The organism is Flexivirga meconopsidis (assembly GCF_026162425.1).
Taxonomy (GTDB): domain Bacteria; phylum Actinomycetota; class Actinomycetes; order Actinomycetales; family Dermatophilaceae; genus Flexivirga; species Flexivirga meconopsidis.
Genome location: NZ_JAOBQJ010000002.1, coordinates 796,424 through 812,002 on the forward strand (window position 1 = coordinate 796,424; position 15,579 = coordinate 812,002).

Annotated in this window: 19 protein-coding genes; 8 read left to right on the top strand and 11 right to left on the bottom strand. The window is 68.2% G+C overall.

Annotation, left to right across the window (positions count from 1 at the left end; translation table 11 throughout):
* Nucleotides 1-14 precede the first annotated feature (14 nt).
* A complete protein-coding gene (locus tag N2M23_RS09080; RefSeq protein WP_265444891.1) occupies nucleotides 15-1,268 on the bottom strand; it encodes an acetyl-CoA C-acetyltransferase in 1,254 nt (417 codons plus the stop codon).
* A 23-nt stretch (nucleotides 1,269-1,291) separates the two neighbouring features.
* On the opposite strand from N2M23_RS09080, the gene mce reads away from it, so the two are divergent.
* Nucleotides 1,292-1,726 (top strand): methylmalonyl-CoA epimerase, encoded by a 435-nt coding sequence (gene mce / locus N2M23_RS09085; RefSeq protein WP_265444893.1) that lies wholly within the window; start codon nucleotides 1,292-1,294, stop codon nucleotides 1,724-1,726.
* A 45-nt stretch (nucleotides 1,727-1,771) separates the two neighbouring features.
* Here mce and N2M23_RS09090 read toward each other — a convergent pair whose 3' ends face one another.
* The 7 genes from N2M23_RS09090 to N2M23_RS09120 all read right to left on the bottom strand — a co-directional run bounded on the left by N2M23_RS09090 (nucleotide 1,772) and on the right by N2M23_RS09120 (nucleotide 7,187).
* Nucleotides 1,772-2,188 carry a hypothetical protein gene (locus tag N2M23_RS09090; RefSeq protein ID WP_265444895.1) on the bottom strand — a complete coding sequence of 139 codons (417 nt, stop codon included), beginning with the start codon at nucleotides 2,186-2,188 and terminating at the stop codon, nucleotides 1,772-1,774.
* Between the two features lie 171 nt (nucleotides 2,189-2,359).
* Nucleotides 2,360-2,767, bottom strand: coding sequence for a hypothetical protein (locus tag N2M23_RS09095; protein ID WP_265444896.1), 408 nt, complete (start codon nucleotides 2,765-2,767; stop codon nucleotides 2,360-2,362).
* 163 nt (nucleotides 2,768-2,930) lie between these two features.
* Nucleotides 2,931-3,680, bottom strand: a complete 750-nt coding sequence (locus tag N2M23_RS09100) for an alpha/beta hydrolase (RefSeq protein WP_265444897.1) — start codon at nucleotides 3,678-3,680, stop codon at nucleotides 2,931-2,933.
* 10 nt (nucleotides 3,681-3,690) lie between these two features.
* On the bottom strand, nucleotides 3,691-3,945 hold the full coding sequence (locus N2M23_RS09105) for a hypothetical protein (protein ID WP_265444898.1): 255 nt from the start codon (nucleotides 3,943-3,945) through the stop codon (nucleotides 3,691-3,693).
* 86 nt (nucleotides 3,946-4,031) lie between these two features.
* On the bottom strand, nucleotides 4,032-5,702 hold the full coding sequence (locus tag N2M23_RS09110; RefSeq protein ID WP_265444900.1) for a 3-hydroxyacyl-CoA dehydrogenase family protein: 1,671 nt from the start codon (nucleotides 5,700-5,702) through the stop codon (nucleotides 4,032-4,034).
* Between the two features lie 25 nt (nucleotides 5,703-5,727).
* Entirely contained in the window at nucleotides 5,728-6,414 is a 687-nt protein-coding gene (locus N2M23_RS09115) for a cache domain-containing protein (RefSeq protein WP_265444902.1), read from the bottom strand.
* Between the two features lie 14 nt (nucleotides 6,415-6,428).
* Nucleotides 6,429-7,187: a FadR/GntR family transcriptional regulator gene (locus N2M23_RS09120; RefSeq protein ID WP_265444903.1), complete on the bottom strand. Its 759-nt coding sequence runs from the start codon at nucleotides 7,185-7,187 to the stop codon at nucleotides 6,429-6,431.
* Between the two features lie 158 nt (nucleotides 7,188-7,345).
* Between N2M23_RS09120 and N2M23_RS09125 the strand changes: the two genes are divergently transcribed.
* Genes N2M23_RS09125 through N2M23_RS09150 form a run of 6 tightly spaced genes read left to right on the top strand, consistent with a single transcriptional unit; the run spans nucleotide 7,346 to nucleotide 13,544 of the window.
* Entirely contained in the window at nucleotides 7,346-8,386 is a 1,041-nt protein-coding gene (locus tag N2M23_RS09125) for an ABC transporter ATP-binding protein (protein WP_265444905.1), read from the top strand.
* A complete protein-coding gene (locus N2M23_RS09130; RefSeq protein ID WP_265444907.1) occupies nucleotides 8,386-9,555 on the top strand; it encodes an extracellular solute-binding protein in 1,170 nt (389 codons plus the stop codon). Before N2M23_RS09125 ends, N2M23_RS09130 begins: the two co-directional genes overlap by 1 nt.
* An 11-nt stretch (nucleotides 9,556-9,566) precedes the next feature.
* Complete coding sequence (locus N2M23_RS09135; protein ID WP_265444908.1) at nucleotides 9,567-10,478, top strand: ABC transporter permease; 912 nt, start codon at nucleotides 9,567-9,569, stop codon at nucleotides 10,476-10,478.
* A gap of 16 nt (nucleotides 10,479-10,494) precedes the next feature.
* Nucleotides 10,495-11,298 (top strand): ABC transporter permease, encoded by an 804-nt coding sequence (locus N2M23_RS09140; RefSeq protein WP_265444909.1) that lies wholly within the window; start codon nucleotides 10,495-10,497, stop codon nucleotides 11,296-11,298.
* Between the two features lie 19 nt (nucleotides 11,299-11,317).
* The gene (gene nucS, locus N2M23_RS09145; RefSeq protein ID WP_265444910.1) at nucleotides 11,318-12,013 is read left to right on the top strand and encodes an endonuclease NucS; all 696 of its coding nucleotides are present in this window, start codon (nucleotides 11,318-11,320) and stop codon (nucleotides 12,011-12,013) included.
* A gap of 16 nt (nucleotides 12,014-12,029) precedes the next feature.
* Nucleotides 12,030-13,544, top strand: coding sequence for a gamma-glutamyltransferase (locus N2M23_RS09150; RefSeq protein ID WP_265444911.1), 1,515 nt, complete (start codon nucleotides 12,030-12,032; stop codon nucleotides 13,542-13,544).
* Between the two features lie 4 nt (nucleotides 13,545-13,548).
* Here N2M23_RS09150 and N2M23_RS09155 read toward each other — a convergent pair whose 3' ends face one another.
* Nucleotides 13,549-13,914: an STAS domain-containing protein gene (locus N2M23_RS09155; protein ID WP_265444913.1), complete on the bottom strand. Its 366-nt coding sequence runs from the start codon at nucleotides 13,912-13,914 to the stop codon at nucleotides 13,549-13,551.
* A 168-nt stretch (nucleotides 13,915-14,082) separates the two neighbouring features.
* Between N2M23_RS09155 and N2M23_RS09160 the strand changes: the two genes are divergently transcribed.
* The gene (locus tag N2M23_RS09160) at nucleotides 14,083-14,712 is read left to right on the top strand and encodes a cob(I)yrinic acid a,c-diamide adenosyltransferase (protein WP_265444915.1); all 630 of its coding nucleotides are present in this window, start codon (nucleotides 14,083-14,085) and stop codon (nucleotides 14,710-14,712) included.
* A 116-nt stretch (nucleotides 14,713-14,828) separates the two neighbouring features.
* Here N2M23_RS09160 and N2M23_RS09165 read toward each other — a convergent pair whose 3' ends face one another.
* On the bottom strand, nucleotides 14,829-15,260 hold the full coding sequence (locus tag N2M23_RS09165; protein WP_265444916.1) for a DUF2550 family protein: 432 nt from the start codon (nucleotides 15,258-15,260) through the stop codon (nucleotides 14,829-14,831).
* A gap of 7 nt (nucleotides 15,261-15,267) precedes the next feature.
* A complete protein-coding gene (locus tag N2M23_RS09170) occupies nucleotides 15,268-15,537 on the bottom strand; it encodes a F0F1 ATP synthase subunit epsilon (RefSeq protein ID WP_265444917.1) in 270 nt (89 codons plus the stop codon).
* Between the last annotated feature and the right edge of the window lie 42 nt (nucleotides 15,538-15,579).

The following is a 15,579-nucleotide window of genomic DNA, read 5'->3' on the forward strand; positions in this document are numbered from 1 at the left end:
GCTCAGGGCGGGCCTCAGGCCTGGCCGGAAAGCGAGGTGTCGCTGTCCAGCTCGACCCGCTGGGGCACTCGCACGATGAGCGCGTCGCCCTGGCCGCCACCGCCGCAGAGTGCGGCCGCGCCGACGCCACCACCGCGGCGGGCCAGCTCGAGCGCGAGGTGCAGGGTGAGGCGGGCTCCCGACATACCGATCGGGTGGCCCATGGCGATCGCGCCGCCGTTGACGTTGACGATCTCGGGATCGACGCCGAGCTCGCGGGTCGAGACGATGCCGACCGCCGAGAAGGCCTCGTTGATCTCGATCAGATTGAGGTCGGCGGGCTGGATGCCCTCCTTGGCGCACGCCGCGACGATCGCATTGGCCGGCTGCGACTGCAGCGTGGAGTCGGGGCCGGCGACCACACCGTGCGCGCCGATCTCGGCCAGCCACGGCAGACCCAGCTCGTCGGCCTTGGCCTTGCTCATCACCACGACCGCGGCGGCGCCGTCGGAGATCGGCGAGCTCGAGCCCGCGGTGATCGTGCCGTCCTTGGCGAAGGCCGGACGCAGCCCGGACAGGCTCTCGGCGGTGGTCTCGGCGCGGATGCCCTCGTCGGCACGGAACTCGATCGGGTCGCCCTTGCGCTGTGGGATCTGCACCGAGACGACCTCGTCGTCGAAGATGCCGTCCTTCCACGCGCGAGCCGCCAGCTGGTGACTGCGCGCGCCGAAGGCGTCCTGCTCCTCGCGGGAGACGTGGCGGTCGCCGACGTTGGCCTGCTCGGTCAGCGCACCCATCGCCTGGTCGGTGAACGCATCCCACAGGCCGTCGTGCGCCATGTGGTCCTTCATCGTGACATCGCCATACTTGTAGCCGCCACGGCTGCCTGGCAGGTAGTGCGGCGCCTGGCTCATGGACTCCTGGCCGCCGGCAACCACGACGTCGAACTCACCGGCGCGAATCAGCTGTGCTGCCAACGCAATTGCGTCGACACCGGACAAGCAGACCTTGTTGATCGTCAGCGACGGGACGGTCAGCGGGATGCCGGCCTTGTCGGCCGCCTGGCGGGCGGGCATCTGCCCCGCGCCCGCGGTCAGCACCTGGCCCATGATGACGTACTGCACCTGGTCGCCCGACACACCTGCCTTGTCGAGGGCTCCCTTGATGGCGAAGCCGCCGAGGTCGGCGCCGCTGAAGCCCGCCAGCGACCCCTGCAACTTGCCCATCGGGGTGCGGGCTCCGGCAACGAGGACGGGGGTGCGGTCGGTGGACGCGTCAGGCTGTGTCATGCGTCTCATTTTAGGCTGTGCCCATGAGCGCTCTTCCCGCGGACCTGTTCGAATGCATCGACCACGTCGGCATCGCAGTACCCGACTACGACGCAGCCCTCTCCTTCTACACCGACGTGCTCGGTATGACGGTGACGCACGAGGAGACCAATGAGGATCAAGGGGTCCGCGAGGCCATGGTCGCTCCGGGTTCCCAGCCGGGCGCCGCGTTGCAGATCCTGGCGCCGCTTACCCCCGAATCGACGATCGCCAAGTTCCTCGACCGCTCCGGGCCCGGTCTGCAACAGCTCGCCTATCGGGTGCGTTCGGTGGACGAGGTGAGCGCCGCGCTGCGCGAGCGCGGACTGCGCCTGTTGTATGACGAGCCGCGTCGCGGCACGGCCGGGAGCCGGATCAACTTCGTGCACCCGAAGGACGCCGGGGGTGTACTGGTCGAACTGGTCGAGCCCGCTCGCTGAGCGGACCCGACCAGCGGGTCTCGGCTGTTGCAACCGGCGGACCGATCAGATCGAGACGTAGGCGCTCGTGGTGTAGGTCTGGCCGCAGACGCGGTAGGTGATCACTGCGTCACCGTTGGCGTTGTTCGTGCGGTCGGCGGTGACCACTGCGGTCGACTCGCCCGCCGGCACCGGGACGACGCCCGGGCTGACGTTGGACCACACGGTGTTCGCGGGGCCCTCGATCGACACGATCGTGATGTCCTGCGAGGCACCGGAGTTGTTGTTGACGGTGAAGTCGAACTCGACCGACTTCTCGGTCGGGTACTTCACCCCGACACCAGTGATCCTGACGTCGCAGGTGGCCGGCGACGCGCTGGCGGCCGGAGCACTCGCAGCGAGGGCCACAGCGGGCACCGTCCACGCGGCGCCTTTCGCGACCGTTCGTCGCGAGATCTTGGACTGACTGGACTTGTTGACCATGTGAAGTTCCCACCCCTGGTCGGATTGGCTACTGATCCGGTTGAATCAGCAACCAGTGACCATACGGCTGTCATGACCAGTCGTCTAGTTCACCCTGGTCATTCGTCCGGACACCGGACGGGCAGGAGACAGTCGCGCCGGCGAGTGCGACGGCTCAGGCGGGCGCCGTGATCAGCGGCGGATGTCGACGGACGCGGTCCGCGTCTGACCACACACCGAGTAGGTGATGGTCGCGGCACCATCACCGGCCAGCGCGACGCTGACGGTGACTCCCCCGATCGACCTCCCGGGAGGCGCGGTGAACTGAGTGGGCAGACCCGACCACACGCTGGCGCCCGGGCCCTTGATGGAGTTGATCGTGACGACTTGCTCGGCGGAGTCGTTCTGCACGGTGAAATCCAGCCGGACCGAGGTCGCCGAGACACAAACCGCGCAGACATCGCAGACGGTCACCGAGCAGCCGGGAGAAGCGCTCGCCGCCGGTGCCCCGCCGGCCAGTGCGACGGCCGGCACTGACCAGGCGGCACTCTTGGCCACCTTGCGCCGACTGATCCCGGACGATTCCTTGGCCCCACCCATACGCAGCCTCCCAGCTGTCAGCGATGTGCCGTCCTTTTGGACGGCCGTCAAGCAACGTATCGACTCTGCTTGACGATTGTCCAGTCGGGATGGGTCGCGGGCGCTCTCGGCCCGGGGCGGTGGCCTGCGACGCTGCGGAAATAGCCGGCCGCAGCCGTCTGATTCAGCTCACGATCAGGTCCGCCGGCGCCTCGGACGGCAACGGCGTTCTCACCTCCGGCGCAACGGCTCGGACGATCTCGTCCAGCACCTGGCGCACGTAGTGCTCCCCCACCCACAGGTGCTTGGCGCCGGTGACGCCGATCACCCGGGCCTGCGGGATCGCGGCAAATCGCTCGATCGCCTCCGCGGGCCGCAGGTAATCATCGAGTTCGGGCACCAGACAGATCACCGGCTTACCCGAATCCGCCCAGACGGCAAGGTGTTCCGGCTGCGAGAAGCGCAAGGGCGGGGACAGCAGGATCAGCCCCTCGATCGACGGGTCGTTGCCGTACATCAGCGCAAGGTCGGTGCCGAAGGACCATCCCACCAGCCACCTCTTCGGCAGCGCAGGTGCCTCGGAGAATTCCGCGAACTCGATGGCGGCGGCCACGTCGTAGCGTTCATCCTTGCCGCCTCCGAAACTGCCGTCGGACGTGCCCCGTGGGGAACTCACCCCGCGCAGGTTGAAGCGCAGCACCGCGAGGTCGGCGAGTGCGGGTAACCGGTAGGACGCCTTCTTGAAGACGTGACTGTCCATGAAGCCGCCGTGCGTGGGCAGCGGATGCAGGGTCACCAGAGTTGCCCTCGGTGGCCGGTCCGCGGGCACCGCCAACTCTCCGACGAGGCTCAACCCGTCGGCGGTCTCCAGGCCGATCTCGCGACGATCGGCGCGAAGCACCGTGTTGGCTCGTATTTCGACAAGTTCTGCCATCTGATCCTCATCATCTCCACGATCCGCGGGGCGGTCGGCGATCGCGCGCCGCCCAGCATGCGGTGTGCCAGTGCCGCCGGTCCGAGACGTCGCCCAGGCCGTCATCCGGCCACACCACCACATGCGCAAGTGCCGACGACAGCGATTGCTGGCAGCCCGGACACACATAGGCGCGGCCGTTGCTGTTGCCGCGTAGGTCACGCACCCGCCACGAACGCCCGAGGTAGTTCTCGGTGCGCACGCCGGCGTCCAGCAGTCGCGACACCTCCGGTCGCGACGTCGGACCGGGGCCGCGACCCCGCGCGCCCCGTCCGCGGTCCGGTCGATTGCGGCGCGGCACTGCTGGCCTCGTCAGGCGAGGAACGGACGTCCGGCGGCCGCATGCTCCAACAGCAGCGGGTCGGGTGCGGCGGCTGTCTCGATCGCGCTCTGCTCGGCAAGTCCCTCGGCGACCGGCACCGCACCGAGCTGGTCCAGCATCGCGAACAGCCCTGTGGGATAACCGCATCCGGCAGTCATCGCGGTGTCGATGTCCTGCGCGGTGGCATAGCCCGCGTCGACCATCGCGACCGCGTCATTGAGGTGCTGGAAGAGCAGTGCATCGACAACGAGGCCGGGACGCGCCGGACCGACCACCGGCACCAGCCCGGCGGCGTCGAACGTCGCCCGAACCTGCGCAATGTGCTCCGCCGTCGCGTCGAGCGGTACGCCGATCTCGGCCACCTGACCGCCCTTGGTCTCCTGGTGCAGACGCACCGGCAGGACCGTGACGCCGTCTTCGAGATTTCCCTCGAGTGCCAATTCGCTCGCCTCGTCGGCGGCCAGCACCACACTGCTGGCATCGAGCACCTCGGCAACCTCGGGGAACCAGTTGCCGGGCGCCGCGCCGCCGCAGCAGGCGCAGTCACTTGCATCCGCGTCGTCGTCGGCCACCAGGCAGGCGCCGGCGTTGCACTCGTCGCAGTCGGCTTCGTCGCCACCGGTGAGCAACACCAGCGGCATCCCCTTCAGTCCTTCGACATCGGCCTCGGGGTCGTCGACGACGGTGACCTCGGCCCCTGCCTTGCGCAGCGCATCCGCGAAAGCCGTTGCCACCTCACCGGTTCCGACGACCGCCGCCCTGGTGAAGGGCGATGCCTGCGGCGCCTGCTCCTCGGCGGCCTGCCCGCCGTAGTCGTAGAAACCCTGGCCAGTCTTGCGACCGAGCCGGCCGGCGAGGACGAGCTGCTGCAACAGCGCAGGGGGCGCGTCGCTCGGGCGCTTCGTGGCGTCATACATGACGTCACACACCTCCTTGACGACGTCGAGGCCGACCAGGTCGCTGAGGGTGAGCGGCCCCATGGGCAGGCCGATGCCGATGCGGGCCGCGTTGTCGAGGTCCTCCCGGCTCACCTTGCCGGTCTCGTAGAGCCGGATCGCCCGGGCGAGGTAGGGAATGAGCAGGGCGTTGGCCACGAAGCCCGCACGGTCGCCGACCACGACCGGCTTCTTCCCGAGCCCGATGGCGAGCTCGCGCACCTGGTCGACCACCTGCGGGTCGACCAGCACGGTCCGGATCACCTCGACCAGCGCAAGCACCGGCGCCGGGTTGAAGAAGTGCATGCCCACGACGCGCTCCGGATGCTCGGTCGCCGCGGCGATCGCGGTCAGCGACAGGCTGGAGGTGTTGGAGGCGAGGATCGCGTCCTGTCGGACGATGCCGTCGAGCGTGCCGAAGATGGCGTTCTTGATCTCCATCCGCTCCGGCACGGCCTCGATCACCAGGTCCGTGTCGGCCAGGTCCTGCAGGTCGCAGGTGAAGGTGATCCGGCCAAGTGTCTCGTCCCGGACCGCCTGCTCGAGCTTGCCCTTGGAGACCGCCCGATCCAGCGACTTGGTGACGAATCCCCTTCCGCGCTCGGCGAGTTCGGCAGTGTTGTCGACCGCGTATACCTGCTTGCCGGCCTTGGCGAAGACTTCAACGATGCCAGCACCCATGGTGCCGAGCCCGATCACACCGACGGTGGAGATGTCAGAAACCATGCCGTCAGTCTGACAGCCGGGCCGACTACAGCTGCGCGACGGTCATCGGAGCCACCCGGCAGACCACGCGCTCCCGGATCGCGGATTGCGCGACCGCCCTGCCCAGTCGCACCGCCGGGTCGAGCGACACCACGGCACGACCGGTCGTGCCGATCAGGGTGGCCCGGCCGCCGACGGTGCGTAGCAACGGCAACGCCCAGTCCTCGACCGTTGCGGCCAGCAGATCGGCACCGGCGACACCGAGCAGCCGCCCGGAATCGTCCGCCACCGGAGCAGTCACCGTGACGACGTATTCATCGGTGCAGACGTAGTCGACGTAGGGCCCGGTTACCTGCTCCGCACCCGTCGTCGCCGGCGCGCGATACCAGGCTTGCCGGGTGTAGTCGAGCGCCTCACCGGTGACCGAGCGTGCCTCGCCCAGGAATGCGCGCGGCCGTCCCTGCCACCAGGCGAGGAAGAGCTCGCGATCGGCGAAAATGCCTGGCGCCACGACAAACCCGCATCCCTGCAGATCATCGCGTCGGTCCATGAGTTCGTTGACCCCCGGCTCCACCGCAGACGTCAGGCGGCCGGCAGTCGGTGCAGAGTCCCCGAACGCGGCCCGTGCCGCCGCGCCGATGGCGCGGACGTCGACCAGCAGCTCACCGAGGAAGCGATCCACCTCCTGGCTGCAGGCCACCAACTCCTCGCTCTTGTGCCCTGTGGTCGTCACGTCGCCCTCTGCCCTCACTTCCGAAGTGCGGCGTGCAGCCGGAGCAACTGGTCGATCGCGAGGTCGAGGTGCTGCCGCATCAACCGGCGAGCAGCATCGCCGTCGCCAGCGGCGAGCGCATCGATCAACTCCTCGAAGCGTGCACGCGTCTCCTCACGGTAGTCCGCTTCGGCATACGGAAGGCGGAACGCCCAGCCGAAAAGTGACTCGACGGCGATCAGTTGCCGGGTCACCCGGGCCGACCGGGTGAGAGCGCCGATCGCGACGAAGAGTTCGGCCTCTGCGGACCGCCAGGCACCCGCACCCTCGTCCGCGCCGGGCAGGATCTCGCGCAGCAGCGCCGCGTCGTCCGCGTCGACGAACTCGGCGGCGAGTTCGGCGCACCCCGTCACGATCAACAGGTATGACGCAGCCCGGTCGTCCAGATCCACTCGCGTCAGACCGGCGAGTTGTCCGCGCAGCATCTTCTCGGCGTCGAGGCCGGCACGCCGCACGAAGCTGCCACCGCCTCGGCCACGGGTCGTCTCGATCAAGCCGCGCTCTCGCAGCGTGTTGAGCGCATGCCGTGCGGTGATCGTCGAGACCCCCAGCAGGGAAGCCAATTCGGGCTCACTGGGTAGCCGTTCGCCGTCCTCCAGGACTCCGGAGACGATCGCCTCGATGAGCCGGCTCTCGACCTGCTCGATCCGTGACGCGTCGCCAATGCGGCCGAACACCGCCGCCCGGGCGCGCGGCTGCGCCGGCGTGCCGGATCGCGCCGCCCCAGTCGCCATCGTCGTTCCTTCCTGCCGTTACCCGCCTCCACGCTGCTGAACGTCGCACCGCGAAGAAGGTTCCGCCAGACCCTTAACATTTATTATTTAACTCTATATGATTTCGCAACGTCAGGCACCGCAGGCGGCTCCGTCGCCGCGCATCCGGAAGGAACCTCATGACTGCGCAGACCATGTCGCCGCCACCGGCGATCGCCCTGGAGGGCCTCACCAAACGCTTCGACGACGTGGCTGCGGTCGATGGCCTCGACCTGCAAATCGGTGACGGCGAGTTCTTCTCGATGCTCGGCCCGTCAGGGTCCGGCAAGACCACCGTGCTGCGGATGATCGGCGGCTTCGAACAGCCCACCGACGGCCGAATTCTGTTGCACGGCAACGACGTCACCGGCACGGCGCCCTTCGACCGTGACGTCAACACCGTGTTCCAGGACTACGCGCTGTTCCCTCACCTGAGCGTGCGGGACAACGTCGCCTACGGCCTCAAGGTCCGTGGCGTCAGCCGGTCCGAGCGGCGGGCTCGGGCCTCGGAGGCGCTGGCGAAGGTGCGCTTGGACCACCTCGCCGACCGTCGTCCGCAGCAATTGTCCGGCGGTCAGCGCCAGCGCGTCGCGCTGGCACGCGCGATCGTCGTGCAGCCGAAGGTGCTCCTGCTCGACGAGCCGCTCGGCGCCCTCGATCTGAAATTGCGCGAGCAGATGCAGGTCGAGCTGAAGGAACTGCAGCGCAGCCTCGGCATCACCTTCATTTTCGTCACCCACGACCAGGAGGAGGCGCTCACCCTCAGCGATCGAGTGGCCGTCTTCAACGCGGGCAAGATCGTCCAGCTCGGCACCCCGGAGGAGATCTACGCCCACCCGCTCAATACGTATGTCGCAGGCTTCGTCGGCACCTCGAACATCTTCACCGGCGACGACGCACAGGCCGTGCTCGGCCGTCCGGGCGCGTTTTCGGTGCGCCCCGAGGACGTGCGGATCGAGGATCGCGCGGGGCGCCATACCGAGGGACGGATCGCGGCCGACGGCACCATCGCCGAGACGATCTACCTCGGCGGCCGTCAGCGCGTGTTGGTCGACCTGACGAGCGGACCACGGATCACCGTCGTCGAGGCGCACGACTCGCGCGACACAGCCGGGCGCGGACAGACGGTGCAGGTCAGCTTTGCCGAACGCGACCTGCGCGAGCTGGAGGACGTTGGCTGATGACGAAACGCACACGCAGACTTGCCCTTTCGGTGAGCGGCACCCTCGCACTCGCGCTCACCGCCGCCGGTTGCGGCACGATCAACGGCACGGCTGTCCTCTCACCTCGCACCGAAGTGGGCAAGGGCGAGGGCAAGGTCGTCGTGCTCACCTGGCCCGGATACGTCGAGGACGGCACCGACGACCCGAGCGTCAACTGGGTCACCCCGTTCGAGCAGCAGACCGGCTGTCAGGTCGAGTACAAGAACTACGGCACCTCCGACGAGGCCCTCAACCTGATGCGCAGCGGTGGATATGACGTCGTCGCCGCTTCCGGGGACCTGACCACACGGCTCTGGCTGGGCAAACAGGTGCAACCGCTCAACACCGACCTGCTCACCAGTTGGCCGAAAATCTTCCCGTTCCTGAAGAACACCGAGTGGACCACGTTCGACGGCAAGCCCTACGGCATCGCGCAGGGCTGGGGCGCCAACCTGCTCACATACAACACGAATGTGGTGAAACCCGCTCCCACGTCATGGGATTCGGTCTTCGGCGAAGCAAGCAAGTACAAGGGAAAGGTCACGGCGTACGACTCCCCCATCTACATCGCCGACGCCGCGCTCTACCTGATGAAGCACCGGCCGGAGCTGAAGATCAAGAACCCGTATGCGCTGGACAGCAACCAGCTCGACGCGGCAGTCAAGCTGCTGTCGGCACAGAAGCCGAACCTCGGTTCCTATTGGTCGGATTACGCCGCCGAACAGCAGGCTTTCACTGGCGGCGACACCGTCCTCGGCACCGCGTGGCAGCTGACGATCAACGCAATCGACAAGCCCAATATCAAAGGCATCGTGCCGCGCGAGGGCGCGACCGCCTGGAGTGACTCGTGGATGATCTCGTCCTACACCTCACGCCCGAACTGCTCCTACAAGTGGGTCGACTACATCACCAGTCCGAAGGTGAACGCCGAATCAGCGCAGTACTTCGGTGAATCGCCGGCCAACGCCGACGCCTGCAAGTACACCGAGAAGGGATTCTGCGAGCAGTACCACGCGGCCGACGAGAAGTACGCCAACCAGCTCTGGTATTGGCGAACTCCGACCACCGAGTGCCTCGACGGCCGCAAGGGCGTCAAGTGCACCAACTACGCGGACTGGACCGCCGCGTGGACGGCAATGAAGGGCTAAGGGTGCGAATGATGAGCATTGTCAACGAAACCCGTGAAGCGCCGACCGCGCCGTCGGCCCCCTCACCGTCGCCCGCCCGCCGGTTGTCGTCCGTGCTGGACCGCAAACCGAAGCTGCGGCTCGGCATGCTGCTCAGCCTGCCGTTGCTCTGGCTCGGCCTCGTGTATGTCGTGGCGATCCTCGCGGTGCTGCTGACCGCGTTCTGGTCGGTCGACAACATGACCGGCGAGCTTCATCGCAGTTTCACCTTCGACAACGTGCACGCGGTGCTCACCGAGCAGCTCTACCGCTCGGTCACCCTGCGCACCCTCGGGATCGCGATCGCGGTCACCGCGATCGATGTCGTGATCGCGCTGCCGATCGCGTTCTACATGGGCAAGATCGCCGCGCCACGCACCCGACGCTGGCTGGTCATCGCCGTGCTCACGCCGCTGTGGGCCAGCTACCTGGTCAAGGCGTTCGCCTGGCTGTCGCTGCTGTCCGGCAAAGGCCTGCTGTCGCAGGTGCTCGGTTGGACACCGGGATACGGCGTCACCGCGGTGATCCTCACCCAGGCCTACATCTGGCTGCCGTTCGTGATCCTGCCCATCTACACCGGGTTCGAGCGGGTGCCGAACTCGTTACTGGAAGCTTCGGCCGACCTCGGCGGCAAGACTGGTCGCACCCTGCGCTCAGTCGTGCTACCCATGATGGTCCCGGCGATCGTCGCCGGCTCGCTCTTCAGCTTCTCACTCACGCTCGGCGACTACATCACCGTGCGCCTGGTCGGCGGCACCAAGCAGATGCTCGGCACGCTGATCTACACCGATGTGGGCGCAGCCAACAACCTGCCGCTCGCGGCGGCGGTGGCGATCATCCCGATCGTGATCATGGGCATCTACCTCGTCGTGGCCAAGCGCACCGGTGCGCTCGACCGGCTCTGAATCAGGAGGCATACCAATGATTCTGTCCAAGGGAGCCCGTCGCGCCTTCGCGGCGATCACCGGGGTCATCCTGCTGTTGATGTATATCCCGCTGATGTTGGTGGTGGTCAACTCGTTCAACACCAGCCAGGCCTTCGAGTGGCCACCGCCGGGCTTCACCGGTGAGTGGTGGTCCCGCGCCATCCACAACGACGGGGCACGCGAGGCGCTGTGGACGAGCGTGCAAGTCGGCATCGTCGCCACCGTCGTCGCCGCCTTGCTCGGCACGCTGCTCGCGCTCGCCCTGTCGCGTTACCAGTTCTTCGGCCGCACCGGGGTGAACCTATTGGTGGTGCTGCCGATTGCACTGCCCGGCATCATCACCGGTATCGCGCTGAACAACGCCTTCCGCGGCATCCTCGACCTGCGATTGTCGATCCTCACCGTCACGATCGCGCACTCCACCTTCTGCATCGTCACCGTCTTCAACAACGTCGCGGCCCGACTGCGGCAGGTCGGCGGCAACCTGGAAGAGGCGTCGGCCGACCTCGGCGCCGGGGTGTGGACCACCTTCCGGCTGGTGACCTTCCCGCAGCTGCGCACCGCCCTGGTCGCCGGGATGCTGCTGTCGTTCGCGCTTAGCTTCGACGAGATCGTGGTGACCACGTTCACCGCCGGCGCCGGTCAGGACACCCTGCCGCTGTGGATCTTCAACAACATGTTCCGGCCCAACCAGGCACCGATCGTCAACGTCGTCGCGGTGGTGATGATCCTTATCTCGATCATCCCGATCTGGCTGGCGCAACGGCTGTCGGACGACGTGACCGCCGCGGCCCCGTAAGCGGTTAGGGTGGCTGACCGTGCGCGTTGTGATAGCCCGGTGCAGCGTCGACTACGTCGGCCGCCTGACCGCCCACCTGCCGCTCGCCACCCGGCTGCTGATGGTCAAGGCCGACGGCTCGGTGCTGATCCACAGTGACGGCGGCTCCTACAAGCCGCTCAACTGGATGTCGCCGCCCTGCTCGATGGCGCAACTCGACCCGACCGACGACGAGCGCGAGGAAGGTGTCGTCGCGGTCTGGTCGGTGCAGCACGCCAAGTCCGAGGACCGGCTGCACGTGCGCATCCACGAGATCCAGCACGACTCCAGCCACGACCTCGGTGTCGACCCCGGCCTGGTCAAGGACGGCGTCGAGGCGCAGCTGCAAGCGCTGCTCGCCGAGCATATCCACACCCTCGGCGAGGGGTACAGCCTGATCCGGCGCGAATACATGACCGCGATCGGGCCGGTGGACATCATGTGCCGCGACTCCGCCGGAGCGACGGTCGCGGTGGAGATCAAGCGACGTGGCGACATCGACGGCGTGGAGCAACTGACCCGTTACCTCGAGTTGCTCAACCGCGATCCGCACCTGGCCCCGGTGACCGGCGTCTTCGCTGCGCAATTGATCAAACCGCAGGCACGCGTGCTCGCCGAGGACCGCGGGATCCGTTGTGTCACCTTGGATTACGAGGCGCTCAAGGGCATGGACGACGCCGAAGCCCGGCTCTTCTAGCACCTCAGGATCCCGTATGACGAGAGCCGCGATCGCCGCACCCAACGCACTCGCCGCGCAAGCAGGCCTCGACGTCGTCGCTCTCGGCGGCACTGCGGTCGACGCCGCGATCGCGGCGCAGGCAGTCACCTACGTCACTGAGCCCGGGATCGTCAGCGCCCTCGGCGGTGCCTTCGTCAACGTCTGGCCGGCCGACAGCGACCCGGAGGTCGTGGACGGCAACTGCGAGATGCCGGGGCGGGCCGCACCCCGTGAGCGGTTCGGGCACGGCCTGCGGCAGATCGACCTCGACTACGGCGGCGGGATCACCGTCTTCGCCGGCGCCGGATCCGCAGCGACGCCAGGGTCTTTCGCCGCCTACGGGCTCGCCCACACACGATTCGGCAAGGCGAGCTGGGCGGACATCCTCGCCCCGGCGATCGACGCCGCGCTTCGCGGCTTTCGGGTCGGCCAGGCGGCCGGCAGCTACCTGCAGCTGGTCGGCGCCGAGCTCTACGGCTTCGACCCGGTCACCCGGGCCCAGCACTACGACGGCGACCGGCCGGTCGGCCCGGGCACCCTCCTGACCAACGACGATCTGGCTCGATCGCTGGAAGTCATTGCTGCCGAAGGTGTTTCGGCGCTCTACACCGGCGACCTCGGCCGGGCGATTGCCGATCACATGACCACCGAGGGCGGCCTGATCGGGCGCGAAGACTTGGCGTCATACCGAGCGGTTCGCCGGCCGGCCAGCCGCGCCATCGTCGGCCATTGGGATGTCGCGCTCAACCCGCCTCCGTCGATCGGCGGGCCGGTGCTCACCGCGATGCTGCGGTCGATCGGCGAGCGCGGACACGACCCGATGACGCTGATCGAGATCCAGCGTCTGGTGCTGGGCTATCGAGCGACCCACCTGGACCTGGCCCACGACCTGCGATTCGCCGGAAGCGAGTTGCTGCTGGCGCTGGAGACCACCGGCCTGGAGTCGCTGCCGACCAGCACCGACACCGCGCACGTCTCGGTGGTGGACGGCGACGGGATGGCGTGCGCGATCACCACCTCGGCCGGCTACTCCTCCGGAGTGACCGTGCCCGGCACCGGCCTGGTGCTCAACAACTGCCTCGGTGAGCCCGAGCTCAACCGCCTCGGGTTGCACGCCCTGCCGCCCGGCACCCGGCTCGCCTCCAACATGGCACCGACCACCGCACGCAGCGCGGACGGCGTGACGCTTGCGATCGGCAGCCCCGGCGCCGACCGGATCACCACCGCGCTCTCGCAGGTGATTGCGCGCTACTGCCTCACCGGCGACGACCTGCAGGCGGCCATCGACGCGCCCCGGCTGCACGTGCAACTGACCGGGGAGCGGGTGCAGGTCGACCACGAGCCGGAGCCGGCGATCACCGAGGCGATCCGGCAGCTCGGCTACGACGACGTAGAGCACCAGGCGCTGGCGATGTACTTCGGCGGGGTCGGCGCGGCATACCGCACCGCCCAGGGTGACCTCGGTGCTGCCGGCGATCCGCGGCGCGCAGCGGCGACCGCGATCTCCTGACGCTTCAGGCAGGCAGCGCGGCCGGCTGCGACAGCGTCGAGCGGCCCAGCGGAATGACTCGGCTCAGCTTGGTCGCGCGCATCAGGCGCTCAAGGCGGGCCGAGCCGTCGGCCAGGACCAGCTTGCGGCCGGCCCGCATCGCCCGGTGGTGCGCACCGACAATCACGCCCAAACCGGTCGCGTCGCCGATCTCGGCGCTGCCCAGATGCAGCACCAGATCGCCCGCGCCGTCGTCGATCGCGCGACTCAGTGCGTTGCGCACATCCGCCACCGAATGCACGTCGAGCGCTCCGTGCACGGCGATTTCGGCCCCGGGCTGGAGTACTTCAATGGTGGTCGAGTTTGGTTCGCGATCCCCCGATCGAGCCATCGTCTTGCCACCTTCCCTGTCGTGGTTGATCTCCTCGTCCGCATGTATTGACGCACGAGGATCACCAATCGTTGAACACCTCGAGGTCACATTTCGGTAAATCAGGCAACGACTCGGTAACGCCAGGCGGCTGTTCGGCGGTATGGCGGCGGCTGGGAGGATGACCGCATGGTGATCCTGAGCCGCATCTACACCCGCACCGGTGACGCCGGCACCACCGCCCTCGGCGACTTCAGCCGGACCAGCAAGAACGATCCGCGGCTGATCGCGTATGCCGACACCGACGAGGCCAACAGCGCGATCGGGCTCGCGCTCGCCGGCGGTGACCTGCGAGAGGACCTGGTCACCATGCTCACCCGGGTGCAGAACGAGCTGTTCGACGTCGGCGCAGACCTGTGCACCCCGCTCGTCGAAGACCCCGAGCATCCGCCGTTGCGGGTCAGGCAGCCGTGGATCGACGACCTCGAGGCGGACTGCGACCGGCTGTCCGACGAGGTGGAGACGCTGCGGTCGTTCATCCTGCCGGGCGGCACGCTCGGTGCTGCCGGGCTGCACGTGGCCCGCACGGTCGCCCGTCGAGCCGAGCGCGCTGCCTGGGCCGCGGTCGAGATGTATGGCGAGGCACCCGCCCCGGCCGGCAGCGAACGCGGAGCCGGCGGCGTCAACCCGCTCACCGCGACCTACCTCAACCGGCTCTCGGATCTGCTTTTCCTCGCCGCACGGGTGGCGAACCTGCCGCGCGGCGGCGACGTGCTCTGGCAACCGGGCGGCGGCCGCGAGTCCCAACCCGAGGGCTGAACCCGCACCCGCTCGCCGACGCTGACGGTCCGTCCGACCGGTGACGGTGAGATCTCGCCGTCACCGGTCGGAATCGCCGTCAGGGTCGCGCGGACCGCCACCTGACGAGCGACCGGTCAGGCGACGTTGACGCCCCGGCCCGGGGGCGCGGACTCCGACCAGGAGCGCAGCGCCGTGTAGTCGCCGCGGGCCACGGCAATCCGGAAGGTGGAACCGTCGGCAGAACAGTCGACCTGGACCGGGTCCATGATCGCGATCGGCCGGTTGCCGGTGATCTGCGCCGGCGAGCCGAGGTCGAGCTCGCCGCGGGCCCACACCCGGGCCGGGCGCAGGCCCAGTCCGACGAGGGCAAACCACTGCACGTTGTGGGTGGTCAGCCGGGTCATCCCGAGCTGCCAACCATCCTCACCGCGCGCCACCGCGACCAGCGCCATCGGCTCGCCGCGGGCGATCAGTCGGCGCCGCAGCACCATGCCGGCCAGCACCAGCACGATGAGCAACACCAGGCACGCGAGACCGACCCCAATCCAGTCGATCGTCGCGGCCATCCGGTGCTCAGGCGGTGAGGGCCGTGGCGTCGACGCGCTCGGCGACCAGGCGCACCTGGTCCTTGTCGACCGAGATGAAGCCGCCGTCGATGGTGATCGTGCTGCGCTTGCCGTCGACCGGGTCGATGTGCACCTCACCGTTGCCGAGTACGGCGAGCATCGGCGAGTGACCCGGCAGGATGCCGATCTCACCCTCGACGGTGCGGGCGGACAGCTGCTTGGCCTCCCCGCTCCAGACCTTGCGGTCGGGGGCGACGATCTCGACGTTGAGGCTCACGGGGCAACAGCTCCTTGGGGTATGGCGGGGCATTCCGTCGGC

Bases quoted from the DNA above. Each gene is read 5' to 3' on its own strand.
- N2M23_RS09080 (WP_265444891.1), bottom strand. From the start codon at position 1,268: ATGACACAGCCTGACGCGTCCACCGACCGCACCCCCGTCCTCGTTGCC.
- mce (WP_265444893.1), top strand. From the start codon at position 1,292: ATGAGCGCTCTTCCCGCGGACCTGTTCGAATGCATCGACCACGTCGGC.
- N2M23_RS09090 (WP_265444895.1), bottom strand. From the start codon at position 2,188: ATGGTCAACAAGTCCAGTCAGTCCAAGATCTCGCGACGAACGGTCGCG.
- N2M23_RS09095 (WP_265444896.1), bottom strand. From the start codon at position 2,767: ATGGGTGGGGCCAAGGAATCGTCCGGGATCAGTCGGCGCAAGGTGGCC.
- N2M23_RS09100 (WP_265444897.1), bottom strand. From the start codon at position 3,680: ATGGCAGAACTTGTCGAAATACGAGCCAACACGGTGCTTCGCGCCGAT.
- N2M23_RS09110 (WP_265444900.1), bottom strand. From the start codon at position 5,702: ATGGTTTCTGACATCTCCACCGTCGGTGTGATCGGGCTCGGCACCATG.
- N2M23_RS09120 (WP_265444903.1), bottom strand. From the start codon at position 7,187: ATGGCGACTGGGGCGGCGCGATCCGGCACGCCGGCGCAGCCGCGCGCC.
- N2M23_RS09125 (WP_265444905.1), top strand. From the start codon at position 7,346: ATGACTGCGCAGACCATGTCGCCGCCACCGGCGATCGCCCTGGAGGGC.
- N2M23_RS09130 (WP_265444907.1), top strand. From the start codon at position 8,386: ATGACGAAACGCACACGCAGACTTGCCCTTTCGGTGAGCGGCACCCTC.
- N2M23_RS09135 (WP_265444908.1), top strand. From the start codon at position 9,567: ATGAGCATTGTCAACGAAACCCGTGAAGCGCCGACCGCGCCGTCGGCC.
- N2M23_RS09140 (WP_265444909.1), top strand. From the start codon at position 10,495: ATGATTCTGTCCAAGGGAGCCCGTCGCGCCTTCGCGGCGATCACCGGG.
- N2M23_RS09150 (WP_265444911.1), top strand. From the start codon at position 12,030: ATGACGAGAGCCGCGATCGCCGCACCCAACGCACTCGCCGCGCAAGCA.
- N2M23_RS09155 (WP_265444913.1), bottom strand. From the start codon at position 13,914: ATGGCTCGATCGGGGGATCGCGAACCAAACTCGACCACCATTGAAGTA.
- N2M23_RS09160 (WP_265444915.1), top strand. From the start codon at position 14,083: ATGGTGATCCTGAGCCGCATCTACACCCGCACCGGTGACGCCGGCACC.
- N2M23_RS09165 (WP_265444916.1), bottom strand. From the start codon at position 15,260: ATGGCCGCGACGATCGACTGGATTGGGGTCGGTCTCGCGTGCCTGGTG.